Origin of the sequence: Streptomyces sp. NPDC019890, from assembly GCF_044903445.1 — a bacterium.
Lineage (GTDB): Bacteria > Actinomycetota > Actinomycetes > Streptomycetales > Streptomycetaceae > Streptomyces.
Window position 1 is genome coordinate 24,271 of the sequence record NZ_JBJDQK010000016.1, and the last position, 26,548, is coordinate 50,818.

Annotated in this window: 28 protein-coding genes; 15 read left to right on the forward strand and 13 right to left on the reverse strand. The window is 69.8% G+C overall.

Annotated features, from left to right (window positions below; genetic code table 11):
• The first annotated feature begins 79 nt into the window (after positions 1–79).
• From ACI2LP_RS30800 to ACI2LP_RS30810, 3 genes are all read left to right on the forward strand, one after another.
• Positions 80–940 carry an AraC family ligand binding domain-containing protein gene (locus ACI2LP_RS30800; RefSeq protein ID WP_404727812.1) on the forward strand — a complete coding sequence of 287 codons (861 nt, stop codon included), beginning with the start codon at positions 80–82 and terminating at the stop codon, positions 938–940.
• Positions 941–1,007: 67 nt separating this feature from the next.
• The gene (locus tag ACI2LP_RS30805) at positions 1,008–1,829 is read left to right on the forward strand and encodes an AzlC family ABC transporter permease (RefSeq protein WP_404727813.1); all 822 of its coding nucleotides are present in this window, start codon (positions 1,008–1,010) and stop codon (positions 1,827–1,829) included.
• Complete coding sequence (locus ACI2LP_RS30810) at positions 1,826–2,134, forward strand: AzlD domain-containing protein (protein WP_404727814.1); 309 nt, start codon at positions 1,826–1,828, stop codon at positions 2,132–2,134. Before ACI2LP_RS30805 ends, ACI2LP_RS30810 begins: the two co-directional genes overlap by 4 nt.
• Positions 2,135–2,169: 35 nt before the next feature.
• Here the strand turns inward: ACI2LP_RS30810 and ACI2LP_RS30815 are convergent, their stop codons facing one another.
• Positions 2,170–3,105, reverse strand: coding sequence for a hypothetical protein (locus ACI2LP_RS30815; protein ID WP_404727815.1), 936 nt, complete (start codon positions 3,103–3,105; stop codon positions 2,170–2,172).
• Between the two features lie 79 nt (positions 3,106–3,184).
• Here ACI2LP_RS30815 and ACI2LP_RS30820 point away from each other — a divergent pair, with 79 nt between their 5' ends.
• The 4 genes from ACI2LP_RS30820 (at position 3,185) to recX (ending at position 6,746) form a co-directional block, all read left to right on the forward strand.
• Positions 3,185–3,379 (forward strand): DUF3046 domain-containing protein, encoded by a 195-nt coding sequence (locus tag ACI2LP_RS30820; RefSeq protein WP_404727816.1) that lies wholly within the window; start codon positions 3,185–3,187, stop codon positions 3,377–3,379.
• A gap of 265 nt (positions 3,380–3,644) precedes the next feature.
• Positions 3,645–4,832 carry an AI-2E family transporter gene (locus tag ACI2LP_RS30825; protein WP_404727860.1) on the forward strand — a complete coding sequence of 396 codons (1,188 nt, stop codon included), beginning with the start codon at positions 3,645–3,647 and terminating at the stop codon, positions 4,830–4,832.
• Positions 4,833–5,030: 198 nt separating this feature from the next.
• On the forward strand, positions 5,031–6,170 hold the full coding sequence (gene recA / locus ACI2LP_RS30830) for a recombinase RecA (RefSeq protein ID WP_404727817.1): 1,140 nt from the start codon (positions 5,031–5,033) through the stop codon (positions 6,168–6,170).
• A 3-nt stretch (positions 6,171–6,173) separates the two neighbouring features.
• Positions 6,174–6,746, forward strand: a complete 573-nt coding sequence (gene recX, locus ACI2LP_RS30835) for a recombination regulator RecX (RefSeq protein ID WP_404727818.1) — start codon at positions 6,174–6,176, stop codon at positions 6,744–6,746.
• Positions 6,747–6,808: 62 nt separating this feature from the next.
• Here recX and ACI2LP_RS30840 read toward each other — a convergent pair whose 3' ends face one another.
• From ACI2LP_RS30840 to ACI2LP_RS30875, 8 genes are all read right to left on the reverse strand, one after another.
• Complete coding sequence (locus ACI2LP_RS30840) at positions 6,809–7,195, reverse strand: rhodanese-like domain-containing protein (RefSeq protein WP_404727819.1); 387 nt, start codon at positions 7,193–7,195, stop codon at positions 6,809–6,811.
• Positions 7,192–7,725, reverse strand: coding sequence for a cysteine dioxygenase (locus ACI2LP_RS30845; RefSeq protein ID WP_404727820.1), 534 nt, complete (start codon positions 7,723–7,725; stop codon positions 7,192–7,194). Before ACI2LP_RS30845 ends, ACI2LP_RS30840 begins: the two co-directional genes overlap by 4 nt.
• Positions 7,726–7,794: 69 nt before the next feature.
• A complete protein-coding gene (locus ACI2LP_RS30850; RefSeq protein ID WP_309506048.1) occupies positions 7,795–7,842 on the reverse strand; it encodes a hypothetical protein in 48 nt (15 codons plus the stop codon).
• A 71-nt stretch (positions 7,843–7,913) separates the two neighbouring features.
• Entirely contained in the window at positions 7,914–9,509 is a 1,596-nt protein-coding gene (locus tag ACI2LP_RS30855; RefSeq protein ID WP_404727821.1) for an FAD-dependent monooxygenase, read from the reverse strand.
• Between the two features lie 155 nt (positions 9,510–9,664).
• Positions 9,665–10,582 (reverse strand): amino acid ABC transporter permease, encoded by a 918-nt coding sequence (locus ACI2LP_RS30860; RefSeq protein ID WP_404727822.1) that lies wholly within the window; start codon positions 10,580–10,582, stop codon positions 9,665–9,667.
• Positions 10,579–11,244: an amino acid ABC transporter permease gene (locus ACI2LP_RS30865; RefSeq protein WP_404727823.1), complete on the reverse strand. Its 666-nt coding sequence runs from the start codon at positions 11,242–11,244 to the stop codon at positions 10,579–10,581. The genes ACI2LP_RS30860 and ACI2LP_RS30865 overlap by 4 nt, the downstream gene beginning before the upstream one ends.
• Before the next feature lie 83 nt (positions 11,245–11,327).
• Positions 11,328–12,176: a glutamate ABC transporter substrate-binding protein gene (locus ACI2LP_RS30870; protein ID WP_404727824.1), complete on the reverse strand. Its 849-nt coding sequence runs from the start codon at positions 12,174–12,176 to the stop codon at positions 11,328–11,330.
• Positions 12,177–12,226: 50 nt separating this feature from the next.
• Positions 12,227–13,012: an amino acid ABC transporter ATP-binding protein gene (locus ACI2LP_RS30875; RefSeq protein ID WP_404727825.1), complete on the reverse strand. Its 786-nt coding sequence runs from the start codon at positions 13,010–13,012 to the stop codon at positions 12,227–12,229.
• 329 nt (positions 13,013–13,341) lie between these two features.
• On the opposite strand from ACI2LP_RS30875, the gene ACI2LP_RS30880 reads away from it, so the two are divergent.
• Both ACI2LP_RS30880 and ACI2LP_RS30885 read left to right on the forward strand, forming a co-directional pair.
• Positions 13,342–14,049 carry a response regulator transcription factor gene (locus ACI2LP_RS30880; RefSeq protein ID WP_404727826.1) on the forward strand — a complete coding sequence of 236 codons (708 nt, stop codon included), beginning with the start codon at positions 13,342–13,344 and terminating at the stop codon, positions 14,047–14,049.
• A gap of 15 nt (positions 14,050–14,064) precedes the next feature.
• Positions 14,065–15,459, forward strand: coding sequence for an ATP-binding protein (locus ACI2LP_RS30885; RefSeq protein ID WP_404727827.1), 1,395 nt, complete (start codon positions 14,065–14,067; stop codon positions 15,457–15,459).
• A gap of 36 nt (positions 15,460–15,495) precedes the next feature.
• On the opposite strand, the gene ACI2LP_RS30890 is transcribed toward ACI2LP_RS30885, so the two are convergent.
• Both ACI2LP_RS30890 and ACI2LP_RS30895 read right to left on the reverse strand, forming a co-directional pair.
• The gene (locus ACI2LP_RS30890) at positions 15,496–16,494 is read right to left on the reverse strand and encodes a TAXI family TRAP transporter solute-binding subunit (protein ID WP_404727828.1); all 999 of its coding nucleotides are present in this window, start codon (positions 16,492–16,494) and stop codon (positions 15,496–15,498) included.
• Positions 16,495–16,728: 234 nt separating this feature from the next.
• Entirely contained in the window at positions 16,729–18,084 is a 1,356-nt protein-coding gene (locus ACI2LP_RS30895; protein WP_404727829.1) for a hypothetical protein, read from the reverse strand.
• A gap of 296 nt (positions 18,085–18,380) precedes the next feature.
• On the opposite strand from ACI2LP_RS30895, the gene miaB reads away from it, so the two are divergent.
• Both miaB and ACI2LP_RS30905 read left to right on the forward strand, forming a co-directional pair.
• Entirely contained in the window at positions 18,381–20,009 is a 1,629-nt protein-coding gene (miaB, locus tag ACI2LP_RS30900; protein ID WP_404727830.1) for a tRNA (N6-isopentenyl adenosine(37)-C2)-methylthiotransferase MiaB, read from the forward strand.
• A 134-nt stretch (positions 20,010–20,143) separates the two neighbouring features.
• Positions 20,144–20,851: a class III extradiol dioxygenase subunit B-like domain-containing protein gene (locus tag ACI2LP_RS30905; RefSeq protein ID WP_404727831.1), complete on the forward strand. Its 708-nt coding sequence runs from the start codon at positions 20,144–20,146 to the stop codon at positions 20,849–20,851.
• 123 nt (positions 20,852–20,974) lie between these two features.
• On the opposite strand, the gene ACI2LP_RS30910 is transcribed toward ACI2LP_RS30905, so the two are convergent.
• Together ACI2LP_RS30910 and ACI2LP_RS30915 are read right to left on the reverse strand one after the other, a co-directional pair.
• Positions 20,975–21,226 (reverse strand): antitoxin, encoded by a 252-nt coding sequence (locus ACI2LP_RS30910; protein ID WP_404727832.1) that lies wholly within the window; start codon positions 21,224–21,226, stop codon positions 20,975–20,977.
• A gap of 23 nt (positions 21,227–21,249) precedes the next feature.
• A complete protein-coding gene (locus tag ACI2LP_RS30915) occupies positions 21,250–21,513 on the reverse strand; it encodes a hypothetical protein (RefSeq protein WP_404727833.1) in 264 nt (87 codons plus the stop codon).
• A 182-nt stretch (positions 21,514–21,695) separates the two neighbouring features.
• On the opposite strand from ACI2LP_RS30915, the gene miaA reads away from it, so the two are divergent.
• From miaA to ACI2LP_RS30935, 4 genes are all read left to right on the forward strand, one after another.
• Positions 21,696–22,634 carry a tRNA (adenosine(37)-N6)-dimethylallyltransferase MiaA gene (gene miaA, locus ACI2LP_RS30920; protein ID WP_404727834.1) on the forward strand — a complete coding sequence of 313 codons (939 nt, stop codon included), beginning with the start codon at positions 21,696–21,698 and terminating at the stop codon, positions 22,632–22,634.
• Between the two features lie 105 nt (positions 22,635–22,739).
• Positions 22,740–23,195 (forward strand): hypothetical protein, encoded by a 456-nt coding sequence (locus ACI2LP_RS30925; RefSeq protein ID WP_404727861.1) that lies wholly within the window; start codon positions 22,740–22,742, stop codon positions 23,193–23,195.
• Positions 23,196–23,317: 122 nt separating this feature from the next.
• Positions 23,318–24,235 carry a diaminopimelate epimerase gene (dapF, locus tag ACI2LP_RS30930; RefSeq protein WP_404727862.1) on the forward strand — a complete coding sequence of 306 codons (918 nt, stop codon included), beginning with the start codon at positions 23,318–23,320 and terminating at the stop codon, positions 24,233–24,235.
• A 198-nt stretch (positions 24,236–24,433) separates the two neighbouring features.
• Positions 24,434–26,512, forward strand: coding sequence for a RelA/SpoT family protein (locus ACI2LP_RS30935; RefSeq protein WP_404727835.1), 2,079 nt, complete (start codon positions 24,434–24,436; stop codon positions 26,510–26,512).
• The last annotated feature ends 36 nt before the right edge of the window (positions 26,513–26,548 follow it).

Sequence of the window (26,548 nt, forward strand, 5' to 3'; positions counted from 1 at the left end):
GCACCGCGCCACTGACAACGGGTGTCCAGGACATGGACGTGCAGGTCAGGGACTTGGAGGGAGGGCGCAGAATGGGTCCATGGCTGCGGAGCGTAAGGACGAGTGGGCCAGGCACTGGCAGTTTCCGGGCGTGCCCGGACTCGACCTGCTCCGTGCCCGCTATGTACGCCACTCCTTCGCCCGGCACAGCCATGAAGGCTTCGTCCTCGGCGCGGTCCGCCGCGGCATCGAGGACGTGATCATGCCGCAGGGCACGATCCGGGCCCGTCCTGGCACCGTCGTCATGATCAACCCGGAGGTGCCGCACTCCGCGCACGCCGGGGTCCCCGAAGGCTGGTCGTACGCCACGCTCTACCCGTCCTCGCAGCTGATCGCCGACATCGCCGAGGAGGAGACGACCCTGCGCGGCACCGTGGGGTTCGCCGAGACCATCGTCGATGACGAGGACACCGCCCGGCTCATCGCTGCCGTGCACCGGGCCGCGGAGGAGGGCAACGCGCTCGCCGCCGACAGCCTCCTGCGGATCGCCGTGGTCCGGCTACTGCGCAGCCACGGCCAGTCGCTGCCCGCGCGTACGCCGCTTGCGGCCGGAACCCGCACCGCCGCCCTCGCAAGGAACCTCCTCGAGGAACGCATGGCCGAACCGCCGTCCCTGGAGCGGCTGGCGCACGAGCTCGGCACCAGCCCCTTCGCGCTGCTGCGGGCCTTCAAGGCCGCATACGGCATGCCGCCGCACAGCTGGCTCACCAACGCGCGCGTGCGTAGCGCGCGCCGCCTTCTGGAGGCCGGAACCGCGCCCGCGGAGGCCGCCGCCGCGGTCGGCTTCACCGACCAGCCGCATCTCAACCGGCATTTCACCCGGATCGTCGGGGTTCCGCCGGGGGCCTACCAGCGGGAGCGCGCAAGAACGTACAAGACCGGGGGCGGCGCGCCGACGTAGCGTCCGGGACGTGGCAGAAGAGCAGACGGCACCCACCCAGACAGCTGCAGAGACACCTGCACAAACCATGACAGAGACACCTGCACGGACAGTGACGGAAACACCTGCACAGGCGGGGACAGAGACACCCGCAGAGACAGGCACCCGGCCCGCGGCGAAACCCGACAGCGCCGTCGTCCGCGACGCGCTCGGTGTCGGCCTCGCCGTCGGCCTCTCCGGCTTCGCCTTCGGTGTGACCTCCGCGGGAGCCGGCCTCACCCTGCTGCAGACCTGTGCGCTCAGCCTGCTGGTCTTCACCGGCGCCTCGCAGTTCGCGCTCGTCGGCGCGCTCGCGGCCGGCGGAAACCCGCTCACCGCCGCAGCGGGGGCCTTCTTCCTCGGTGTACGCAACGCCTTCTACGGGCTGCGGCTGTCGCAACTGCTCGCGCTGCCCCGCTTTCTGCGTCCGCTCGCCGCGCACTGGGTCATCGACGAGACCACAGCCGTCGCCCTCGCCCAGCCGACGCGGCGGGCCGTACGCCTCGGCTTCACCGTCACCGGGCTGACGCTGTACGTGCTGTGGAACCTGACCACGCTCCTCGGGGCGCTGGGCGCCGAGGCCCTTGGTGACACCGACGCCTGGGGCCTCGACGCCGCGGGTCCGGCGGTCTTCCTCGCACTGCTCGCGCCCATGCTGCGCACGACGACCGAGCGGGCCGTCGCCGGGCTCGCGGTCGTACTGGGGCTCGGGTTCCTGCCGGTGCTGCCCGCAGGGGTGCCGGTGCTGGCGGCGGCGCTGGCCGCGCCCGCCGTCCTGTGGCTCAAGGGCCGCACGATCGCCAGGAACGAGAAGAAGCTCGCAAAGAACCGGCACCAGCAGAGGAACCAGCAGAGGAGCGAGGAACGATGAGCATCTGGATCGCGATCGCGGCGACCGCCGTCGGCTGCTATCTCGTCAAGCTGGCCGGCCTGCTGGTGCCGGCCGGCGCCCTTGAACGTCCGCTCGTCCAGCGGCTGGCCGCGCTGCTGCCCGTCGCTCTGCTGGCAGCGCTCACCGCGCAGCAGACGTTCAGTACGGACAGCTCTCTCGTCCTGGACGCACGCGCGGCGGGGCTTGCGGCAGCAGCGGTCGCCCTGGTTCTGCGCGCACCCTTCCTGGTGGTCGTCGGAGCGGCAGTGGCGGTCACGGCGGGCGTGCGCGCGCTCGGAGGCTGACCGAGGGCGCCGCGGACAGTGGCCGGGGCGTCGCGTCATCCGATGGCGTGACCGTGCGCCCGCAGCGTACGCAACGCCTCGATCGTCACGATCGGCCGCGCCTCGAGGGCGGTCCCGGGCGCCCACTGACGCCAGTTGACCGGCCAGCCGCCGTCTTCGCGCTGTTCGGCGGCGAGATGCTGCAGCGAGCGCGCCATCTCCTCGTCCGTGAACCATCGGCGGGCGAGCGACTGCGGCGTACGGGCGTAGTGGTACGGAAAGTGGTGCTCGCCCGGCGCATAGCCCGGCGCGACCGGGTAATCCTCCAGCCGGTCCGGGTCGAGAGCCGCGAGGCGCTGCTTACGCACCAGTCGGCCGAGACGGTCAGCCGAGGCCTCGGCGCGCGAGCGGTCCGGCACCCCGTCCAGGAACGCGACAGCGGCCTCGATCTCGTAGGGATGGGACTTCTCGAGACCGTCTACGGCGGCCCAGCAGAAGTCGGTGGCCCGGAACAGCCACGCGTGCCACACCTGATTGCGGTGCAGCAGTCCGACCACCGGGCCCGTCGCAAGCAGGTCGCTCGGAGGGTCGTCGACGATCGGGATGAAGGGCGCGGCCGGATAGCCGCGCTGTGAGGGATGGATCGCGGGCAGCGCCCCGTCGCTCGTCGACACCTCGGTGAGATAGCGGCACATCCGTTCCACGCGCAGCCCGCCGCAGCGGCCGATGGAGTCCAGGATGCGCAGGGCGTGCGCCGTGTGCAGGGGCTGGCTGACCGGCCCGCGCAGATCGGGTTCGAGTGCGTGGCCGTAGCCGCCGTCCTCGTTGAGGTAGGCGGCCAGGGCGGTCTCGACGGTGTCCGAGTCGCCGCCCAGGAAGTGGTACGCGAACCTCCGCTGCTCGAGCACCCGGGCGGTCAGCCAGATGAAGTGCTCGGCGCGGGAGAGGGGAGACGTGCGCGAGGGCGCGGGGGTTGCTCCTGTTCCAGCCATGTTGCAGACCGTAGAGCGGAAAGGGCTTTCGGCATGCGGGACGGACGGACCGCACCCCCGGGGGCGGGATACTGGCGTCATGCGGTTGACGATTTTCTGGGAGCGGATGGCGGACCACTTCGGTCCTGCCTATGCCGACTCCTTCGCGCGCGACCATGTGATGGCCGAGCTCGGGGGCCGAACGGTGCATGAGGCGCTTGCGGCCGGCTGGGAGACGAAGGACGTGTGGCGCGGGGTCTGTGCGGCGGTCGGCGTCCCGCCCGAGAAGCAGTGATCTGCCCGCGAATTGATCAGCGGGAGACGGTTCGAGCCATGAGATCCGGTGCGGTCGATGAGCGGCGGCGGCCGTAGGCGACACTGGCAAGGTGGCCGAGACCGACAAGACCGAGCAGGACAGCACAGCGCAGGACGTGACCGATCGGGACACGGCCGCCCAGGAGGCGACCGCTCAGCACACGACCGAACAGCACACGGCTGATCGGGATGTGATCCCGCCGGGCACGCCGCCCGCCCCACCAGTGGCCGGATCCGGTGCCCGCATGCCCCGCTGGCTGCCGCGTGCCATGGTGCTCGGGCTGGCGCTCTACGCCTGCTTCCAGCTGGGCAGTTGGGCCTTCCACCAGCTCATCGGGCTGCTGATCAACATCCTGATCGCCTTCTTCTTGGCGCTGGCGATCGAGCCGGCAGTGGGCAGGATGGCTGCACGCGGTATGCGCCGCGGGCTGGCCACCTTCCTGGTGTTCTTCGTGGTGCTGATCGCGGGCGCCGGCTTCATAGTGCTCCTCGGCTCGATGCTGGCGGGTCAGATCGTCGACATGGTCGAGGGTTTCCCCAGGTACATCGACTCGGTCATCCGCTGGATCAACGACACCTTCCACACCGAGCTCTCCCGGGTGGAGGTCCAGGAGAGCCTGCTGCGCTCGGACTGGCTGCGGAAGTACGTACAGAACAGCGCGAGCGGCGTGCTGGACATCTCCGCGACGGTCCTCGGCGGGCTGTTCAAACTGCTGACGATCTTCCTGTTCTCGTTCTACTTCGCGGCCGACGGGCCCAGGCTGCGGCGCGCGCTGTGCTCCGTACTGCCGCCTGCCAAGCAGACCGAGGTGCTGCGCGCCTGGGAGATCGCCGTCGACAAGACCGGCGGCTATCTCTACTCGCGCGGTCTCATGGCGCTGATCTCCGGAATCGCGCACTACATCCTGCTGGAGATCCTTGGCGTGCCGTATGCACCGGCGCTCGCCGTCTGGGTGGGGCTGGTCTCGCAGTTCATCCCGACGATCGGCACCTATCTGGCGGGCGCGCTGCCGATGCTGATCGCCTTCACCGTCAACCCCTGGTACGCGCTGTGGGTACTCGGTTTCGTGGTGATCTACCAGCAGTTCGAGAACTATGTGCTGCAGCCCAAGCTCACCTCCAAGACGGTCGACATCCATCCTGCGGTGGCCTTCGGCTCGGTCGTCGCGGGTACGGCGCTGCTGGGAGCGGTCGGCGCGCTGATCGCGATCCCGGCGGTGGCCACCCTCCAGGCGTTCCTCGGCGCGTATGTGAAGCGGTACGCGGTGACCGACGACCCGCGGGTCCACGGCCACCGGCGACGAGGCGGCGGCCAGGCGCTGGCCCGGCTGCGCGGCCTGGTGCAGAAGGACCGCGACGCGCACAGGGGCACCGAGGCAGGCGATACCGACCGGAGCGGGGGCGCCGGGCCGGAGGCCGACGACCGGCCCTGAGGCGGCCGTGTGGTGCCGCTTGACACCAAAATCGAACATCCATTCTTATGGGATTCCGGCCCTCGGTTCCGCCTCGGTCCTCCGTCTCGGTTTCCGGGAGTTATCCACAGGCTGGACGGACGTCGGGGCCCATTGTCAGTGGCAGGGGTTAGCGTCTTTGACGTGAAGCGATCGACTCAAGCAAATCGGGTGGAACCCATGGCAGGAACCGACCGCGAGAAGGCGCTCGACGCCGCGCTCGCACAGATTGAACGGCAATTCGGCAAGGGCGCGGTGATGCGCCTGGGTGAGCGGCCGAACGAGCCCATCGAGGTCATCCCCACCGGGTCGACCGCACTCGACGTCGCGCTCGGCGTCGGCGGCCTGCCGCGCGGCCGTGTGGTGGAGGTGTACGGCCCGGAGTCCTCCGGTAAGACGACCCTGACCCTGCACGCCGTGGCAAACGCCCAGAAGGCGGGCGGCGCGGTGGCCTTCGTGGACGCGGAGCACGCGCTCGACCCCGAGTACGCGAAGAAGCTGGGCGTCGACATCGACAACCTGATCCTGTCCCAGCCGGACAACGGCGAGCAGGCGCTCGAGATCGTCGACATGCTCGTGCGCTCCGGCGCCCTCGATCTGATTGTCATCGACTCCGTCGCCGCGCTGGTGCCGCGTGCGGAGATCGAGGGCGAGATGGGCGACTCGCACGTCGGTCTGCAGGCGCGGCTGATGAGCCAGGCGCTCCGGAAGATCACCAGCGCGCTGAACCAGTCGAAGACCACGGCGATCTTCATCAACCAGCTGCGCGAGAAGATCGGTGTGATGTTCGGCTCGCCGGAGACCACGACCGGTGGTCGCGCGCTGAAGTTCTACGCCTCGGTGCGGCTCGACATCCGCCGTATCGAGACCCTGAAGGACGGCACCGACGCGGTCGGCAACCGCACCCGCGTCAAGGTCGTCAAGAACAAGGTCGCGCCGCCCTTCAAGCAGGCCGAGTTCGACATCCTCTACGGCCAGGGCATCAGCCGCGAGGGTGGCCTGATCGACATGGGCGTGGAGCACGGCTTCGTCCGGAAGGCGGGCGCCTGGTACACGTACGAGGGCGACCAACTGGGCCAGGGCAAGGAGAACGCCCGCAACTTCCTGAAGGACAACCCCGATCTCGCGAATGAGATCGAGAAGAAGATCAAGGAGAAGCTGGGCGTCGGCGTCAAGCCCGAGGCCCCGACCGCCGAGCCCGGCGCGGACGCCGCCGGTGCCGGCGCCGGTGCGGCCGCTCCGGCCGGGGACGGGGCGAAGTCGGTACCCGCGCCCGCCTCCAAGGCCAAGTCGGCCAAGACGGCGGCGGCCAAGGGCTAGCCCGTGGCCCGGCGAACCGAATGGCCGGGCGACAGCGCCGACTCGTCGAGGGCCGAGAAGGAGCTGTCGCCCCAGGACCCGGCCGAGCGGGCGCGGGCGATCTGTCTGCGCCTGCTCACCGGGACTCCGCGCACTCGCAAGCAGTTGGCGGATGCGCTGCACAAGCGGGAGATCCCCGCGGAGGTGGCCGAGGAGGTCCTCTCCCGCTTCGAGGACGTGGGACTGATCGACGACGCGGCTTTCGCGGACGCGTGGGTGGAGTCCCGGCACCACGGCCGGGGTCTGGCCCGGCGCGCTCTGGCGCGGGAGCTGCGCACCAAGGGGGTGGACTCTGTCCTGATCGACGAGGCGGTCGGTCAGCTCGACTCCGACCAGGAGGAGGAGACCGCGCGCGAACTGGTCGCACGTAAACTCCGCGCGACCCGCGGCCTGGACCGCGACCGCCGGCTGCGCCGCCTTGCAGGCATGCTCGCCCGCAAGGGCTACCCGGAGGGCATGGCGCTGAGGGTGGTCCGCCGGGCGCTCGAGGAAGAGGGCGAGGATGTGGCGGACTTGCCGGAGGACGGCGGCTTCTAACCGTGCCGGGGCCGCCCCCGCGACGCGGCTGCCGGTGCGACCCGGACCGCGGCCGCGCCCCGTCAGCGTTCGACCGGCAGTCCCGCTGACTTCCAGGCCTGGAAGCCTCCCACCAGGTCCGTCGCGCGATGCAGGCCCAGCTGGCGCAGGGACACCGCCGCCAGCGACGAGGCATAGCCCTCGTTGCAAATGACCACGACCCGCAGGTCGTGGCTGACCGCCTCCCGGGCGCGGTGGCTGCCCTGGGGGTCCAGCCGCCATTCGAGTTCGTTGCGCTCCACGACCAGCGCGCCCGGGATCAGCCCGTCCCGCTCGCGCAGCGCGGCATAGCGGATGTCCACCAGCAGCGCCCCCTCCGCGGCCGCGTCGAAGGCTTCCTTCGGGTCGACCCGGTCCAGGTCCTCGCGTACCCGCTCGAGAAGCTCGTCTATGCCCAGATGCTCGCTCACTGCCAGTCCTCCGGACGCTCGACCTGCTCAAGACGGAGCACCGCACCGGACCGGCTGAAGCGCCGGAGCAGCGGCAGCGGCGGATAGTACGCATGGACCGAGACCGCATGTTCGGTCGTCGACTCGTTGAGCACCTCGTGCACATGGTGCTTCCCGAAGGACCGGCCCCTGCCCGCACCCAACTGCCGCTCGCGGTCGACCCCTTCGTTCAGCTCCAGGGTCTTCCAGCCGCTCGCGGGCAGCCGCACGGTGAGGGAGTTCTCCTTCAGCTCGCCCGTGGCCGTGGCGAACGCGCCGTGCGACTCGGCGTGGTCGTGCCAGCCGGTGCCTGTGCCCGGCGGCCAGCCGATCAGCCAGGCCTCACTGCCGCCAGGGCCCTCGAGCCGTACCCACGTACGGCCCTCGGGATCGAGCGGAAGCGATGCGATGAGTTCGGCGTCGGCGGCAGAGCGACGCACGAAGTCGAGCAGTTCGGCGGCGGTCGGCGCCGCTGACTCCGTGCGTACGGAGGCGGAAACAGGTTGGGACACGGAAACCGTCCTGGAAGTTCGCTGAGGGGCGCGCAGGCCGGGCGGGCCACAGCGCGAGGGCAGGCGAATTCAGCAGGACGGCCGACACACGCAGCCCGCATAGCGGACGAGGTCCATATGGACCCTCCGCCACAGGCGCACATCGGTGTCGGTCACGCTCCGGAGTACATCATGCGCGCCCTCGAGGGTCAATTGATGTCCGCTGTACGGTCACTGCGTTCCGCTGACGGGGAGCCACCGCGCGCCGCGTCCGCCGCCGAGTACAGCTCCGCAGGCCGCACCCCCGCGAACGACGCCACGAGATGACCGTCCGGCCGCACCAGCAGCACCGTGTGCGCCGAAGCGCCGGGGTAGCTCTCCGTCACCAACAGCTCTGCCCGTACCGGCAGCGCGGTGACCGCCGCCGCCAGCCGCGGCATCACGCCCGCGCTCACCCAGTGCCGCCGGTCCCACACTCCCGTGCCCGGAGCGACGAGGACCACCAGCAGCTGCCCCTGCCCCAGCCGGTCCCGCAGCCGTGCGCTCGTCCCGTCCGGTGTGGTGACCCTCACATCCGCGACCGGTGCGCCCGTCTCCGTACCGACGAATGTCTGGGAAGGGGCGTATGCGGGTGCGAGCGGGGAGTGCGTGTACACGGGGGGCGCGCCCAGCGGCCCGTGCCCCAGATGGCCGTCGGTGAGCAGCGCGTCGTGCCCGCGCGCGGCACCCGGGAGGTACGTACGCAGCCCGCTGCCGCCGCGCAGTATCGGCAGCGACTGGTCCGCCGCGCGCAGCCGGGCGGCGACTGCGGCCCGCCGCTCCGCCTGGTAGCTGTCGAGCAATGGCTCGCACGGGCCGTGGTGCCAGGCGTGTGCCAGCTTCCACGCCAGGTTGTCCGCGTCCCGCAGCCCTTCGTCGAGCCCCTGCGTGCCGAGCGCCCCCAGCAGATGCGCGGCGTCGCCCGCGAGGAAGGCCCGGTCCACCCGCCAGCGCCGTGCGAGCCTGTGGTGCAGCGTGTACACGCCGGTGTCGATGAGCTCGTACGGAGGTGTCTGGCCGCACCAGCCGGCGAGCGTGTCCCGTACGCGCGCCACCAGGGCGTCGGGGGTGACCAGTTCGCCGCGCGGCGGCAGCAGCCAGTCCAGCCGCCAGACGTCGTCCAGCAGCGGTCGGGCCGTGACCTCCTCACCGCCCGTGCGCCACGGCGGCTGGCGGTGCAGCAACGCCTCGTCCGGCCAGGGGAGTTCGGTGCGCAGGGCGGCGACGGCGTGCCGCTCCACCGCGGTGCGGCCCGGAAAGCGGATGCCGAGGAGCTTGCGGACCGTCGACCTGGCCCCGTCGCACCCGACCAGGTGACTGCCGCGCCACCAGGTCGCCCCGGGTCCGCGGGTGTGCACGCTGATCCCGCGTGCGTCCTGCTCCAGTGAGTCCACTCGGCTGTCGGTGACAAGCCGGATCAACGGCTGCGCGGCGACCGCGTCCCGCAGGCCACGTGCGAGGGAGTGCTGAGGGATGTGCAGCGGCGCGGGGGCGCCCTCGTCACCGAACGAGAGCTGCCGTACGTCCTGCCGGCGTCGCATGGAGCGCCAGCCGACCCAGCGGGCTCCTTCGTCACGGACAGTGGTGCAGCCGAGCCGTTCCACCATCGAGGTGATGTCGGGGCGCAGGACGACCGTGCGGGCGGGTCGCAGCTCGTCCTTGTCGCCGCCCTCGTCGAGCACGACGGAGGGGACGCCCTGCTGGGCGAGGGCGAGCGAGAGCGCGAGCCCGACGGGGCCCGCGCCGACGATGATCACCGGGTCCACGGCGCGACTCCTCGGGCCCGAAGGGTCGTACGGAAAGGTTCGGTTGGAGGCCGGTGCGCGATCACAGAACGTATGCAACCCACTGCGGGTGCTTGCGTCAAGCGACGGAGGCAGCGGCGCCGCGCGCCGCTGCCTCCGTGGTTGGAACCGTACGGTCAGATGCCGCCGCCTCCGGCGCCGGACTTGAAGTCACCGGCCACCGAGATCGGGGCTGTGTCCTCGACGGTTGTGGCGCCCAGTACCGCGCCCGTGCTCTTCTTGGCGCGTCGCAGCTTGCCCTCAAGCCAGCTCGCGAACGAGGTCAGCGTGAAGTTCACCGCGATGTAGATCAGGGCGATGACGGTGAAACACGCGATGGTGTTCGCGCCGTAGTTGGCGCTCATCGGACGAGCCGATGCCAGCAGTTCGGAGTAGGTCAGCACCGCGCCGCCGAGGGCGGTGTCCTTCACGATGACCACGATCTGACTGACGATGGCGGGCAGCATGGCGGTCACCGACTGCGGCAGCAGCACGTACCGCATCGTCTGGCCCTTGCGCATACCGATCGCCTTGGCCGCGTCGGTCTGGCCCTGGGGGAGGGACAGGATTCCGGCCCGTACGATCTCGGCGAGCACCGAGGCGTTGTAGAGAACGAGACCTGTGACCACGGCGTACAGGGGACGCTGCTCGGCACTGATGCCCTCGAACTCGGAGTACGCCGCGTTCGCGAAGATCATCAGGACCAGTACCGGGATGGCGCGGAAGAACTCCACGACGATGCCGGACGGCATGCGCACCCACAGGTGATCGGAGAGCCGGCCGATGCCGAACAGCGCTCCGAGGGGCAGTGCGATCACCAGGGCGAGGCCCGCGGCGATGAGCGTGTTCTCGAGCCCGGGCCAGAGGTACGTCTCCCAGGGCTGGGAGTCGGTGAAGAACGGCTTCCACTTGATCCAGTCGAGCTGGTGCTTGGAGTTGAGGCTGTCGTAGACCCACCACAGCACGCCCCCGAGAGCGAGCAGGAACAGCACCGTGTACAGGACGTTGCGCTGTTTGGCGCGCGTTCCCTGGGCGTCATAGAGGACGGATGTCATCGCTTCACCGCCACCTTCTTGCTCACCCAGCCGAGGATCAGCCCGGTCGGGAGGGTGAGGCAGATGAATCCGAACGCGAAGATGGCGGAGATCAGCATGAGTTGGGCCTCAGCCTCGATCATGGTCTTCATCAGGTTCGCGGCCTCGAGAACACCGATCGCGGCGGCCACCGTGGTGTTCTTGGTCAGCGCGATCAGCACGTTGGCCAGCGGATTGACAACCGAGCGGAAGGCCTGCGGGAGGATGATGAGCCGCAGCACCTGGGTGAAGCTCAGACCCAGGGCGCGCGCCGCCTCCGCCTGGCCGACGGGCACCGTGTTGATGCCGGAGCGCAGCGCCTCGCACACGAAGGCCGAGGTGTACGCGATCAGGCCGAGCACCGCCAGCCTGAAGTTGATCGTCTTGAAGTCCTCCGCGCCGAGCGTGACGCTCAGCGTCTGGAACAGGCCCAGCGAGGTGAAGAGGATGATGACGGTCAGGGGGATGTTCCGGACCACGTTTACATAGGTGGTGCCGAAACCGCGCATCAGGGGGACCGGGCTGACCCGCATTCCGGCCAACAGCGTTCCCCATATCAGGGAACCGAGGGCGGAGTAGACGGCGAGTTGCACCGTCACCCAGAAGGCCCCCAGTAGGTCGTAATCTTGAGAAAAGTCGAACACGATCTCCCGCGCTTCCGCGTGTGGCGTGTGGAAAGGGGAGGCGCACCGCCCGCACGGCGGCGCGCCTCGTCAGCCCTGCTGCACTACTTGACGATGTTGCCGATCTTCGGCGCGGGCTCGTTCTTGTAGTTCGCCGGGCCGAAGTTGGCCTTCACGAACTTCTCCCAGGAGCCGTCGGAGACCATCTTGGTCAGGGCTGCGTCGATCTTCTTCTTGAGGTCGGCGTCGCCCTTCTTGAGGCCGATGCCGTAGTTCTCGTTGCTCATCTTGAAGCCGGCCAGCTTGAACTTGCCCTTGAACTGCTCCTGCGCGGCGAAACCGGCGAGGATCGAGTCGTCGGTGGTCAGCGCGTCGATGACCTTGTTCTCCAGGCCGGTGAGGCACTCGGAGTAGCCGCCGTACTCCTGCAGCTGGGCCTTCGGGGCGAGCTTCTCCTTGACGTTCGTCGCGGAGGTAGAGCCGGTGACCGAGCACAGCTTCTTGTTGTTCAGGTCCGCGGGGGACTTGAAGTCGCTGTCGTCGGCGCGGACCAGGATGTCCTGGTGGGCCAGCAGGTACGGGCCCGCGAAGTCGACCTTTGCCAGGCGCTTGTCGTTGATCGAGTAGGAGGCGGCGATGAACTTGACGTCGCCGCGCTCGATCGCCGTCTCGCGGTCGGCGCTCTTCGTCTCCTTGAAGGTGATGTCCTTGGCGTCGTAGCCGAGCTCCTTGGCGATGTACGTGGCGACGTCGACGTCGAAGCCGGTGTACTTGCCGTCGGGCGTCTTCAGGCCGATGCCCGGCTGGTCGATCTTGATGCCGATCGTGATCTTCTTGCCGCCCCCGCCCCCGCCGGCCGAGTCGCTGTCCTTCTTGTCGGAGCCACAGGCCGTGGCGGCCAGGGCGAGCGCGAGCACAGCGGCCGAAGCGGCGGTGACCTTGCGAAGCTTCATGGTGACTTCCCTAGAGTTGACGCGATGTAAGTGATCAGCTGGTCTGGGGCTCAGTGGTGCAGGATCTTCGACAGGAAGTCCTTGGCCCGGTCGCTGCGCGGGTTGCTGAAGAACTCGTCGGGCGTGGCCTCTTCGACGATCTTGCCGTCGGCCATGAACACGACCCGGTTGGCGGCGGAGCGCGCGAAACCCATCTCGTGGGTGACGACGACCATCGTCATCCCGTCCTGGGCCAGCTGCTGCATGACCTCGAGCACCTCGTTGATCATCTCGGGGTCGAGTGCAGACGTGGGCTCGTCGAAGAGCATGACCTTGGGGTTCATGGCCAACGCCCGTGCGATCGCGACACGTTGCTGCTGACCGCCGGAGAGCTGAGCCGGGTACTTGTCGGCCTGTGATCCGACGCCCACCCGGTCGAGCAGGGCGCGAGCCTTCTCCTCGGCGGTCTTCTTCTCCGCCTTGCGGACCTTGAGCTGGCCCAGCATCACGTTCTCGAGCACCGTCTTGTGCGCGAAGAGATTGAACGACTGGAAGACCATGCCGACGTCGGCGCGCAGCCGGGCGAGCTCCTTGCCCTCCTGGGGCAGCGGCTTCCCGTCGATCGAGATGGCTCCGGAATCGATCGTCTCCAGGCGGTTGATCGTGCGGCACAGCGTGGACTTGCCGGACCCGGAGGGCCCGATCACGACTACGACCTCGCCGCGGGCGATGGTCAGGTCGATGTCCTGGAGCACATGCAGCGCGCCGAAGTGCTTGTTGACGTTGCTCAGCACGACCAGGTCGCCCGCGGTGGGTACGGCGTCCTCGGCGCCCTTGGTCACTGAAACTCCGCTCATCGGCTTCTTGCTCCGTCCTCCTCGGTTGGGAGGACGTTAATGAGGCGGTGCGACCAGTGTCATTACATCTGAGCGGAAATTGAGCATAACGATCCGGCTGCAACCGGACACTATGTGTGAACGGGGAGGTGATCGGCGTACCGGGTGGGTAACGGAACCGGGCATGTGACGGGAAGCCTCTTGACTGTCCCTGCGGGCATGGTCTTGTGGCCCTGGTACTTCGGGCAACCATGCCCTGATACTGCACAAGTCCGCGATACTGCACACGACTGAGTTACTGCAGACGACCGCGATACTGCACATGACGACCGCACGACCGGAGGGGGGCCATGAGACTGCTGCTCGTCGAGGACGACGACCACGTGGCCGCTGCCCTGTCCGCGGTCCTCGCGAGGCACGGCTTCGAGGTGGTGCACGCCCGCAACGGCGAGGAGGCGCTGCACGCCGTGCTGCCCGCCTCGCATCCCGCCAAGCCGGCGTTCGGGGTCGTGCTGCTGGATCTGGGGCTGCCGGACCAGGACGGCTACCAGGTGTGCGGCAAGATACGGAAGCTCACCGCGACGCCCGTGATCATGGTGACGGCGCGGGCCGATGTCCGCTCCCGCATACACGGGCTCAATCTCGGCGCCGACGACTATGTCGTCAAGCCGTACGACACGGGGGAGCTGCTGGCCCGTATCCATGCTGTCAGCCGGCGCACCGCGAGCGGCGACGAGGCCGGCGCGAGCGCCGCCGACAATGCGCTGCGGCTCGGCCCGGTCACCGTCGAACTGTCCACCCGGCGCGTCAGTGTCGACGGTGCGACGGTGCAGCTGACCCGCAAGGAGTTCGACCTGCTGGCGCTGCTCGCGCAGCGGCCGGGTGTGGTCTTCCGCCGGGAGCAGATCATCAGCGAGGTGTGGCGCACCAGTTGGGAAGGGACCGGCCGCACGCTCGAGGTTCATGTGGCGTCCCTGCGCTCCAAGCTCAGGATGCCCACCCTGATCGAGACCGTGCGCGGCGTGGGCTACCGGCTCGTCGCCCCCGCGGGCGCGTAGGACCCGTACACCCCGGTGCGTACCCGACTTCTTCCGCTGCTCATCGTCCTCATGGCGGGCGTGCTGCTCGCGCTCGGCTTTCCGCTCGCCGTGAGTGTGGCTGCCGCACAGCAGCAGCGGGTCGTCGTCGACCGGATCGACGACACCGTCCGTTTTGCGGCACTTGCCCAATTTGCTACAGAAGGCTCGCGACTGGATGAGCGGCTGCCGACGCTCCAGGAGCAGCTCAACCGCTACTACGCCACGTACGGCATCAGGGCGGGCGTCTACTACCGCGACGGCGAAGCCATGGCGCGCGCCCCCGAGAACAGTTGGTTCGTGGCCGAGGAGGGGGAGGGGCGAGAGGCATTCGAGGAGGCGCTGTCGGGGCGGCGCAGCCAGGACCCGCCGCAGGTCTGGCCGTGGCAGCAGGGCGCCCGGCTGGTCGTCGCCTCGCCGGTGGTACGGGACGGAGACGTTGTCGCCGTCGTGTTCACCGACTCGCCCACGGGCCAGCTGCGCTCGCGCGTGCTGCGGGGCTGGCTGCTGATCGCGGCCGGCGAGTCCGCGGCGATGCTGCTCGCCGTCGGCGCCGCCATCCGCCTCACGGGCTGGGTGCTGCGGCCCGTACGGATCCTGGACGCGGTCACGCACGACATCGCGACCGGGCAGATGAACTCACGCGTCGCGGCGGCCGGCGGCCCGCCGGAACTCAGACGCCTGGCCCGCTCGTTCAACGAGATGGCCGACAACGTCGAAGAAAGCCTGGAACAGCAGCGGGCGTTCGTCGCCGACGCCTCCCACCAGCTGCGCAACCCACTGGCCGCACTGCTGCTCCGTATCGAACTCCTCGCACTCGAACTGCCCGACGGGAACGAGGAGATCGCCTCGGTCCGCACCGAGGGCAAGCGCCTCGCCCAGGTTCTCGACGACCTTCTGGACCTGGCGCTGGCCGAGCATGCCTCCGCCGCTCTCCACCTGACCGACATCGGCGAGCTGGCCGCCGAGCGCGTCGCCGCCTGGCGTCCTCTCGCCGACGAAAAGGGCGTCCGGCTGACCGAGAACGGCGCCGCGGTGACCGCCTGGGCCGACCCGGTCGCGCTCTCCAGCGCCCTCGACGCGGTGATCGACAACGCCCTGAAGTTCACCCCGCAGGGCGAGGAGGTCACCGTTTCGGTCGCCTCCAACGGCGATACGTCCAGCATCGTGATCACCGACCGCGGCCCGGGCCTGACCGACGAGGAGCTGGCCCGCATCGGCGACCGCTTCTGGCGCAGCGGCCGCCACCAGAACGTCAAGGGCTCGGGCCTCGGGCTGTCCATCTCGCGAGCCCTGCTGGCGGCGGGCGGCGGCTCGATCGCGTACGAGCATCACGACCCGCGCGGCCTGAAGGTGACGGTGACGGTCCCGCGTACGTCGCCCACGGTCTGAGCGAGCGATACGTCGCTGAGGGCTGGGCGGACGTCGCTACGGCTTGACCGACCGGTAGTAGCGCGTCGCGCCTTCGTGCAGCGGCAGCGGATCCGTGTAGAGAGCGGTACGCCCGTCCACCAGCTGGGCCGGGTGCACGGTATTGCCGATCCGGTCGCGGCTCCTGATCACCGTCCGGGTGAAGCCCTCGGTCATCTCCGGGTCCATCCGATCGGTGGTGACCAGCAGATTCGCCACGGCCACGGTCGGCACGGTCACTCCGTTCTGCGCCTCCAGGTAGGCGTCGGCGGGCATCACGGCCGAGCGGTAGTAGCTGGTCGCAGGGCCGGTGGCGTGCAGCTTCTCGACGAGATCGGCCTCAAGCGGCACCAACCGGATCTCGAAGCGCTCGGACAGCTCCTCCACGGCGGCCGTGGGAAGTCCGCCCGACCAGAAGAACGCGTCGAGATCTCCCGCCTCCAGCCGTCCCGGCACGGTGTCGATACCGGCCGGGAGCGCGGTGATGTCCCGCTTCGGGTCGATCCCCGCAGCCTTCAGCAGACGCTCGGCGATCAGCCGTACGCCTGACCCCTCCTGCCCGATTGCCACCCGCTTGTGGCGCAGATCGCGAACCGACAGCACCGGCGAGCCCCGGGGGACGATCAGGTGCACATAGTCGTCGTACAGCCGTGCACAGCCGCGCAGGTGCGTGGCGCCCGGTTTGTTGTCCCGCTTGTACTTGGCGACCGCGTCGGCCGTGGCGATGGTGAAATCGGCCTCGCCGGTGGCCACCCGCGCGAGATTCTGCTGCGAGCCCTCACTGGTCCGCAGATCTATCGTCACGTCCGGCATGTCACGGGCGAGTGCGTCCTTCAGCAGTACGCCGTACCGCTGGTAGACGCCGTTCTGCGAGCCGGTGCTGAAGGTCAGCTCCCCGTGCGGCGCCGGCTCCCCGAACGGCAGCAGCCACCACAGCAGCAGCCCGAGCACCGTGAGCGCGACCGCGGCACCCTGGAGGGCGCGGCGGCGGCTGATGCGGAAAAGGGCCGGGAACATAGCGGGGATCCTGCCAGCTCACTCCCCGTAATGGCCAGGGCCAGGCCCGCGCCGCCTTCGTCATGCCAACCGGACGAGGTGAACCAGTAGGCGGCGCATCTCCTCTCAGGCGCCGAAGGTGCTGACCACCGAGGCCGTCCAGGCATCCGACTACGGCAGAGCGCGGTGATCCAGGTAAGCGGAGAGAGCCCCTGCGGATTCCTCCCGCAGGGGCTCTCGGTCGCTTCGCCGACGTCAGGCGACGGCGCCCTCCCCGTGTGCCAGCTGCCATTCCCTGTTGAAGGAGCCCAGGGGGATGCGGTGCTGGAAGACGGGCGTACCGAAGATGGACAGCTGCAGTTGCAGCCATCCCGTCAGATCCACCCCACCGTAGAGCTTCCAGGACCCCACGAGGGAGCCGGGCGTGGCAGCGGCGGAGGCTTCACCGCGAACGTACGGCGCGAGGTCGCCGGTGACGCCGACCGCGCCGTACAGCCCGACCGTGGCCTCGGCACCCATGGCGGCCTTCACCTGGCCGGCAGCGGTCACCTTCGCCCGCACCGGAGTGCTGGTCATGTCGGAAGTACTGACCGGCTTCCAGCCACCCGACTTCGAATAGCTGCCGCCGATCCGGAAGTCGCCCTTGAGGTCCTGCCGGACGTCGACGGTGACGGCTCCGTCCGCGGCCACCTGGACGTACGCCGTGAGGTCGAGGTTCACCACGACCGGCACCGGCCCGACCTGGATCACCGGATCCGCGTGCAGTTTGGCGAACGGGATGCGCACCGGCTTGCCGCCCGCGACGGCCTTGCCCTTCAGCTCCCACCCCGAGGTCCAGTCACCGCTCAGTCCGAGGAAGGCGGAGTCGGGGGCGATGACGGAAGACCCGTCGTAGGAGAACTCGACCTCGGGCGCGAGCTGCACATAGCCCGCGACCGACGCCGCCCCCGACACGGGCGCGCCCTCGGTGACCGGGAGCGGAACCGACGCTCCCAGATCGATCCGCAGGCTTCCGAGCGGCACTTTCGCACCCTGGGGGCCGAAACGGATGTTGCCGGTCTTCGCCCAGGAGACCTTCACTCCCTGGACCAGCGGCTCGACGTCGACGGTCGCCGGGTCCACCGGGACTGTGCCCTGGGCCTTGTCGTCCCCGAGCAGGGCGCCGAGCGTGGCCGGCTCGGTGCGGACCTCGGTGCCCTTCTCGGTCTTTCCCGCCACGTCGGTGACCTTGGCGAGCAGCCCGTCGGGAGCCCCCGGCGCGGGCCCGCTGGCGATGATGTCACCGACGGCGGGAGTGCTCTCGGCGGGTGTGGTCGGTGCCGCCGAAGGCGCCTTTTTCTCCGTGGATATGACGGCCCGTCGACTCGTGCGGTCGTAGGAGGCCACCTTCAGCGGCGACTGCTTCGCCTTTTCGCCACCGCCCGCGCGGGCGAGGGCGGTCGGCTTTCCTTCGGGCACTCCCGCCACGGCGAGCTGCTTTGCGGGGCTGGGGTCCGCGGTCGCGACGGTGGTGGGACGAACTTCGGCGCCGGCGGCCGCGGGGGACGGTGCACCGGTCCCGGCCGAACAGCCGGTGGCGAACAGGGAGATGGAAGCCAGTGTCACTGACATGACATGTCTGACCAGGGGCTTACGCACGTAGGAGTCCTCGGGGCGTGTGGTGGGGGGTACGCGTCATGGGGTTGGGACTCGCGAGTACCAGCGAGTAACAACCGGCCGTACGATCCCACACGCGTCGCAGTCGCCGCGGAGGTTCCGTGAAATCGCGGGGGATGATCTGCACCACGTCGCCGCCCCGCCGCGGCAGGGCGCCGGAGGCCTGCCGGATATCCCGTCCCCCGGAGCCGGATCCTGCCCGCAGGGCTCCGGGGCCAGGAGGTACTTCAGGTACCGCCTACCCTTGTTGCATGAGCAGCAGTGACCGGAGCCAGGCCGTGGACATCAATCGAACATATGAGGTGCGCACCTACGGGTGCCAGATGAACGTCCACGACTCCGAGCGGCTGTCGGGCCTGCTGGAGGACGCAGGCTATGTCCGCGCCCCCGAGGGCGCCGACGGTGACGCCGACGTCGTCGTCTTCAACACCTGCGCGGTGCGGGAGAACGCCGACAACAAGCTGTACGGCAACCTCGGCCGGCTCGCGCCGATGAAGTCCAAGCGGCCGGGGATGCAGATCGCCGTCGGCGGCTGCCTGGCCCAGAAGGACCGCGACACCATCGTCACCAGGGCGCCATGGGTCGACGTCGTCTTCGGAACGCACAACATCGGCAAGCTGCCGGTGCTGCTGGAGCGCGCCCGCATCCTGGAAGAGGCCCAGGTCGAGATCGCGGAGTCGCTGGAGGCCTTCCCCTCGACGCTGCCGACCCGCCGTGAGTCCGCGTACGCCGCATGGGTCTCCGTCTCGGTCGGCTGCAACAACACCTGCACCTTCTGTATCGTCCCGGCGCTGCGCGGCAAGGAGAAGGACCGCCGGCCCGGCGACATCCTGGCGGAGGTCGAGGCACTCGTCGCCGAGGGCGTCTGTGAGATCACCCTGCTCGGCCAGAACGTCAACGCGTACGGGTCCGACATCGGCGACCGCGAGGCCTTCAGCAAGCTGCTGCGCGCCTGCGGAAGGATCGAGGGTCTGGAGCGGGTCCGCTTCACCTCGCCGCACCCCCGCGACTTCACGGACGACGTGATCGCGGCGATGGCCGAGACGCCGAACGTCATGCCGCAGCTGCACATGCCGCTGCAGTCCGGTTCGGACACGGTTCTGAAGGCGATGCGCCGCTCATACCGGCAGGAGCGTTTCCTGGGGATCATCGAGAAGGTGCGCGCCGCGATTCCGCACGCCGCCATTTCCACCGACATCATCGTGGGCTTCCCCGGCGAGACCGAGGAGGACTTCGAGCAGACCATGCACACGGTGCGTGAGGCCCGCTTCGCGAACGCCTTCACCTTCCAGTACTCCAAGCGCCCCGGGACCCCTGCGGCGACCATGGACGGGCAGATCCCGAAGGAGGTCGTGCAGGACCGCTATATGCGCCTGGTCGCCCTTCAGGAGGAGATCTCCTGGGAGGAGAACAAGAAGCAGATCGGCCGGACCCTGGATGTGCTGGTCGCGGAGGGCGAGGGTCGCAAGGACGGCGCCACTCACCGGCTCTCCGGCCGCGCCCCCGACAACCGTCTGGTGCACTTCAATCCGAGCTTGCGAGGGTTGAACGACGAGCACAGCAATCCGAGCTTGCGAGGGTTGAACGACAAGCACAGCAATCCGAGCTTGCCAGGATTGAACGACAAGCACAGCACCAAGCGGGACGAGGAGGTGCGCCCGGGCGATGTGGTGACCGTCGAGATCACCTACGCCGCGCCGCACCATCTGCTCGCCGAGGGCGCTGCGATGTCCGTACGGCGCACCCGCGCGGGCGACGCCTGGGAGAAGCGGCACGCCGCCGAGGCCGCGAAGCCGGTCGGCGTGATGCTGGGCCTGCCGAAGATCGGTGTGCCGGAGCCGCTGCCGGCGGCCGCGGCGCCCGGGTGCGGCTGCGACTGACGGACGCCGTACGGGACCGATTACGGCGGCCGAGTGGCATGAGTGCGGTTGTGACTGACCCGCGTCGCATGCGGCCGAGCGGCGAGCGAGCACCCGGATCGGCCGCCTCGTGAGCACGCATTAGGCTGCCGATCATGCTTGTCGCCGCCGCCGTGTGTCCCTGCCCGCCGCTGCTCGTTCCCGAGGTCGCCGCTGGTGCCGCGCCCGAGCTGGACGCGGCGCGGACCGCGTGCGCCGACGCCCTCGGGGTGCTCGCCGCGGCCCGGCCCGATCTGCTCGTCGTGGTCGGGCCCGCCGAACAGCCCGGCCGTGGCCCGCACCCTGCGGGCGCGACCGGTTCCTTCCACGGCTTCGGTGTCGACATCGACGTACGGCTCGGCGCGGGCGAGGGCCAGGAGCGGCCGCTGCCGCCTTCGCTTGCCGTCGGTGCCTGGCTGCTCACCCGCGCACAGTGGGCCGACGCCCCGGTGGAGGGCCTCGGCGTCGGTGAGCCGCTCGCCAGTGAGCGCTGCCTGGCCGTCGGGCGCGAGCTCGGCGCCCGGGCGGAGCGGGTCGCTCTGCTGGTGATGGGCGACGGCAGCGCCTGCCGCACGCTGAAGGCTCCCGGCTATCTGGACGAGCGGGCGGCCGACTTCGACGAAGGGGTCGGCCGCGCCCTGGGCGCGGCCGACCTGGAGGCGCTCAAGGCGCTGGACGCGTCACTGGCGTACGAACTCAAGGCGGCGGGCCGCGCTCCCTGGCAGGTGCTTGCGGGGGCGGCCGAAGGCGCGGGCCTGGCCGGGCAGCTCCTCTACGAGGACGCGCCCTACGGCGTCGGCTACTTCGTCGCTGCCTGGTCGTAGCGGACTGGAACGCGGCACAACGACGCGGATCGGGCCGCGTGCGGCGGCGCACTGCCGCCCAACAGCGGTACAGCGGCGGACGGCCGCGGAACAAGTCGTTCCGCGGCCGTCCGCCGGTGAATATCAGGAAGCCGGCGGCGTAGTGCCGTCGTCCTTCTTCGCGTCGTCCTTGTGGGCAATGCGACCCAGGGCGTCCTTGGCCTTGCCGGTGCCAGACTCGATCTTGTTGCTGTACTTGCCCTTGGTCTTCTGGTCGACCGTCCTGGCGGCCTTGTCCAGACCGTGCTCAATCTTGCCCCCGTGCTGCTGCGCGAGGTCAGAGACCTTGTCTTTGGCCGGGGCGAGTTTGGCCTTCAATGTGTCCTTGAAGCCCATGGGTCACCTTCCCTCGTGGGGACCTACTTGCGGGCGCCCTCGCCGGCTTCGTTGTCCGCCGCCTCCTCGGCCGACTGCTGCTTCGGAATCTCCACGCCCTCGGCAGATGCGGTCTCGACGGCCGCAGCCTCCTTGTCCCCGGTGGCCTCATCCGCCGCGTCCTTCGACGCCTCGGCCTCGGAACCGCCCGCAGCCGCGGGCTCGGCCATCAGGGTGTCGGCTGTCGCCTCCTCGGTTGATGCCTCAGCGGTCGACTTGGACCCAAAAAACCGTGCAAAAACACCCATATTTGCTCCATAGCGTACTCGTGTGGGCAAAGTTCCGCGCCGCCCGGAGCGTCCCATTGCGCCGCCCGCGAGCACCGGTCGGAAAACCGGCGTTCGGAACCTCGCAACAGGCAACGAACCCGTCCCTGTACCGTCACCTCGCTCGTTCGGGGACACGTCGGCGGGTTTGCGAGACTGGGGCAGTGAGAAGAGCAGCTCCCGCACCGCGGGTCATCGCCGTCGTCGGTCCTACTGCGGCCGGAAAGTCCGATCTGGGCGTTTTCCTCGCCCAGCGGCTGGGCGGCGAAGTCGTCAACGCCGACTCCATGCAGCTCTACCGGGGGATGGACATCGGTACCGCCAAGCTGACGACCGACGAGCGCGGCGGCATCCCGCACCAGCTGCTCGACATCTGGGACGTCACCGAGACGGCGAGTGTTGCCGAGTACCAGAAGCTGGCCAGGGCCGAGATCGACCGCCTGCTTGCCGAAGGCCGTACGCCCGTCCTGGTCGGTGGCTCCGGGCTGTATGTGCGCGGCGCCATCGACGCACTCGAATTCCCCGGCACCGACCCCGCGATCCGCGCGCGGCTGGAGGAGGAACTCACCGCGCACGGCTCCGGCGCCCTGCACGAGCGGCTCGCTGCTGCCGACCCCGAGGCCGGCCAGGCGATCCTGCCCAGCAACGGCCGACGCATCGTGCGGGCTCTCGAAGTCATCGAGATCACCGGCAGGCCCTTCACCGCCAACCTTCCCGGCCACGATGCCGTGTACGACACGGTCCAGATCGGCGTCGACGTGGCCCGCCCCGAGCTCGACGAGCGCATCGCCCTGCGCGTGGACCGGATGTGGGAGGCAGGCCTCGTGGACGAGGTGCGCACGCTGGAGGCGCAAGGGCTCCGCGAGGGGCGTACAGCCTCGCGCGCGCTCGGCTACCAGCAGGTGCTCACGGCGCTCGTGGGGGAGTGCACCGAACAAGAGGCGCGCGAGGAGACCGTGCGCGCCACCAAACGCTTCGCGCGCCGGCAGGACTCCTGGTTCCGGCGGGACCCGCGTGTGCACTGGCTGAGCGGCGCTGCCGAGCACCGGTCGGAACTTCCGCATCAGGCGCTGACGTTGGTCGAACGAGCGGTCACAGCCTGATCACGTGATTGCATCGGGACGCACTGCCCGTCATTTCGGCCCCCTGGGGCGTGCCATCATCGAGCATCGATCGACGTGGAGTCCGAATTGGGAGGGCGCGTGGCGATGGAGGCCGGCCCTCGCGACAGAGAACAGGAACGACGGGACGCAGCGGACAGCGCGACCCGTCTGAGTCCCGATGGACCAGACGACCACGGAGTGATCCCGGACGAGGTGATCCCGGACGAGGTCGAGGTCGAGCTGCGTCCGCCGCGCAGGCTGCGGATCTGGCAGCTCGCCCCCATCGTGATGCTTGCCGCGGTCGGTTCCCTGATGTTCGCCTTCCCTCTCGCCTTCGGTACCGGGGACGGCGGAGCGGTCGTCGCCATGCTGGGGCTGCTGATCAGCTGCTGCGCCGCGGGCTGGGGCGTGATGGCGGCGCGCCGAGTGGGCCACACCTGGCCGGGCCTGCCGCCGCGTGGCTCCGGCGAGCGCCCCGACTGGCGGGTCATCGCCCTGTACGTCGGCGTGGGCGTGGTGCTCGTCGCACTCGCGGTCTGGCGAGTGGCCCGGCTCCGCTGAAAACCGGGCGCCTCTGGACGCACATGACGGTCGGTGCGTCCGTGTCCGGGGATGACGAGGACGGGGATGACGAGGACCAGGTACGCGGCCAGGCACGCGCGGTGTCCGAGGCTCCTCGTACGATGGACGGCGTGAGCACCTCGCAGACCTCGCCGATCGCCTTCCTCAAGGGCCACGGGACCGAGAACGACTTCGTGATCGTCCCCGACCCGGACAACGTCATCGACCTGCCCGCCCCCACCGTCGCCACGCTCTGCGACCGTCGGGCCGGCATCGGCGGCGACGGGCTGCTGCATGTCGTACGGTCCGGTGCGCACCCCGAGGCGCGCGCCATGGCCGACAAGGCCGAGTGGTTCATGGACTATCGCAACGCCGACGGTTCGATCGCCGAGATGTGCGGCAACGGCGTACGGGTCTTCGCCCGCTACCTGGAGCGCGCGGGCCTCGTCGAGGCGGGCGACCTGGCGGTGGCGACCCGCGGCGGCGTCAAGAAGGTGCATATCGCCAAGACCGAGTCCGTCAGCGGTTCCGCCGTGGGTGACATCACGGTCTCCATGGGCCGCGCGCTGCTCCCCGGTGACGGCGTCACCGTCACCGTCGACGGCCGCAGCTGGCCCGCGCTGAATGTGAACATGGGCAACCCCCACGCGGTCGCCTTCGTCGACGACCTGGACCACGCCGGAGACCTGTACTCCGCGCCCCCCTTCAGCCCGGCGTCCGCCTATCCGGACGGGGTGAACGTCGAATTCGTCGCCGACCGGGGCGAGCGCCATGTCGCCATGCGCGTGCACGAGCGTGGCTCCGGCGAGACGCGCTCCTGCGGCACGGGCGCATGCGCCGTCGCCGTCGCGGCGGCCCGCAGGGACGGCGCCGACCCGGCGGTCACCGGTGTGCCTGTCACGTACACCGTGGACCTTCCCGGCGGGCGTCTGGTGATCACCGAGCGGCTCGACGGCGAGATCGAGATGACCGGTCCCGCGGTGATCGTCGCCGAGGGGCACATCGACCCCGCGCTCATCACTCCGGCCGGCCCCCGGTAGCGCTGCGTGGGCCACTGCGCGTGGAGCGGCGCGCACAGACCGAAACCGTGATCGTATAGAGCTTCGCTCGAATGGGTGATCCCTTTCACGCTGAGCGAGAGCGGGACTGCTCCACGTGGTGGGCTCGGTAGCATCAAGCACCGGCCCGGAGGGCACACCTGCCCTACCCACCGCCGGTCGAAGCTGCCGGAGGTGCCCATGAGTGCAGAGGCCACCAACCCTGGTGCCCACAGCCGCAGGCGCGGCCGTCCCAGGATCGACCTCCGCAGGCTGGGCCGCGCCGCGCTGCTGGGGCCCGCCGCCCGCGACCGGCTGCCCGACGCGATCGGCCATGTCGCCGATGCGCACCGCGCACACCACCCGGACGCGGACCTCGCCATCCTGCACAAGGCGTATGTTCTGGCTGAGTCTTCGCACCGCGGACAGTTCCGCAAGAGCGGCGAGCCGTACATCACGCACCCGCTCGCCGTCACGCTGATCCTCGCCGAACTGGGCGCGGAGACCACCACGTTGACCGCCTCCCTCCTCCACGACACCGTCGAGGACACGGAGGTGACGCTCGATCAGGTGCGGACCGAGTTCGGTGCCGAGGTCTGTTATCTGGTCGACGGCGTCACCAAGTTGGAGAAGGTCGACTACGGCGCGGCGGCCGAGCCCGAGACCTTCCGCAAGATGCTCGTCGCCACCGGCAACGACGTCCGCGTGATGTCGATCAAACTCGCCGACCGGCTGCACAACATGCGCACGCTCGGCGTGATGCGGCCCGAGAAGCAGGCACGCATCGCCAAGGTCACCCGTGACGTTCTGATCCCGCTCGCCGAACGGCTCGGCGTCCAGGCGCTCAAGACCGAGCTGGAAGATCTCGTCTTCGCGATCCTCCACCCGGAGGAGTACGAACGCACCCGGGCGCTGATCGCCGACAATTCCTCCGCCTCAGGCGCGCTCGACGCCATGGCGGAGAGCTTCAGATCGGTGCTGCGGGACGCCGGCATCGCCGCCGAAGTCCTCATAAGGCCACGGCACTTCGTCTCCGTACACCGCATCAGTCTCAAGCGGGGCGAGCTGCGGGGCACGGACCTCGGACGGCTGCTCGTGCTGGTCGGCGAGGACGCCGACTGCTATGGCGTCCTCGGCGAGCTGCACACCTGCTTCACGCCGGTGATCTCCGAGTTCAAGGACTTCATCGCCGCCCCCAAGTTCAACCTGTACCAGTCGCTGCACACCGCCGTCGCCGGCCCGGGGGGCGCGGTCGCCGAAGTGCTCATCCGTACGCATCAGATGCACAAGGTCGCCGAGGCCGGAGTGATCGCCCTCGGGAATCCGTATGTACCCGTCGAAGGGACCGAGCCTGCCGACGGCGAGCGCGCCGACCCCACCCGGCCCGGCTGGCTCTCCCGTCTCCTCGACTGGCAGCAGTCCACGCCCGACCCCGACACCTTCTGGACCTCCCTGCGCGCCGATCTGGCGCAGGACCGCGAGATCACCGTCTTCCGCGCCGACGGCGGCATGCTCGGCCTGCCGGCCGGCGCAAGCTGTGTGGACGCCGCCTACGCGCAGTACGGCGAGGAGGCGCACGCCTGTATCGGCGCACGCGTCAACGGCCGCCTGGCGACGCTGAGTACGGTGCTGAGCGACGGTGACACGGTGCATCTGCTGCTCGCCCAGGACGCCGCCTCCGGACCCTCGCCCGACTGGCTCGACCACGCCCGCACCCCCGGCGCGCGCATCGCCATCACCACCTGGCTCGCGGAGCATCCGGAGGGCGCGAAGGTGCAGGCGGCCGCCCCCCGCAGACCCGCGCCCGTCACCGCCGACCGGCCCGCCGCGGCGAACGCCGTCGTCGACCTGCCGGACGCGACGGTACGACTCGCGGGGTGCTGTACGCCGGTGCCGCCCGACGCAGTCACCGGGTTCGCCGTACGCGGCGGCACCGTGACGGTGCACCGCGAGAAGTGCCCCGCCGTGGCCCGGATGAAGTCCCTGGACCGGGAGCCCGTCCCGGTGCGCTGGGGCGACGCGGCCGAGTGCCGAGTGACCCTGGTCGCGGAGTCCTTCGGCCGCCCGCGGCTGCTCGCCGACCTCACCGAGGCCATCGCCACCGAGGGCGCGGCCATCGTCTCGGCGACCGTCGAACCGCCGAGTCAGCAGCGCGTACGGCACACGTACACCCTTCAACTCCCGGACGCAGCAGGTCTTCCCGCCCTGATGCGGGCCATGCGCGATGTGCCGGGGGTGTACGACGTGAGCCGCACTCAGCATCCGGCGGCCACTGCCTGACCCCGTTCGGGTGGGCGCGACGCGCGCCGTCACGGT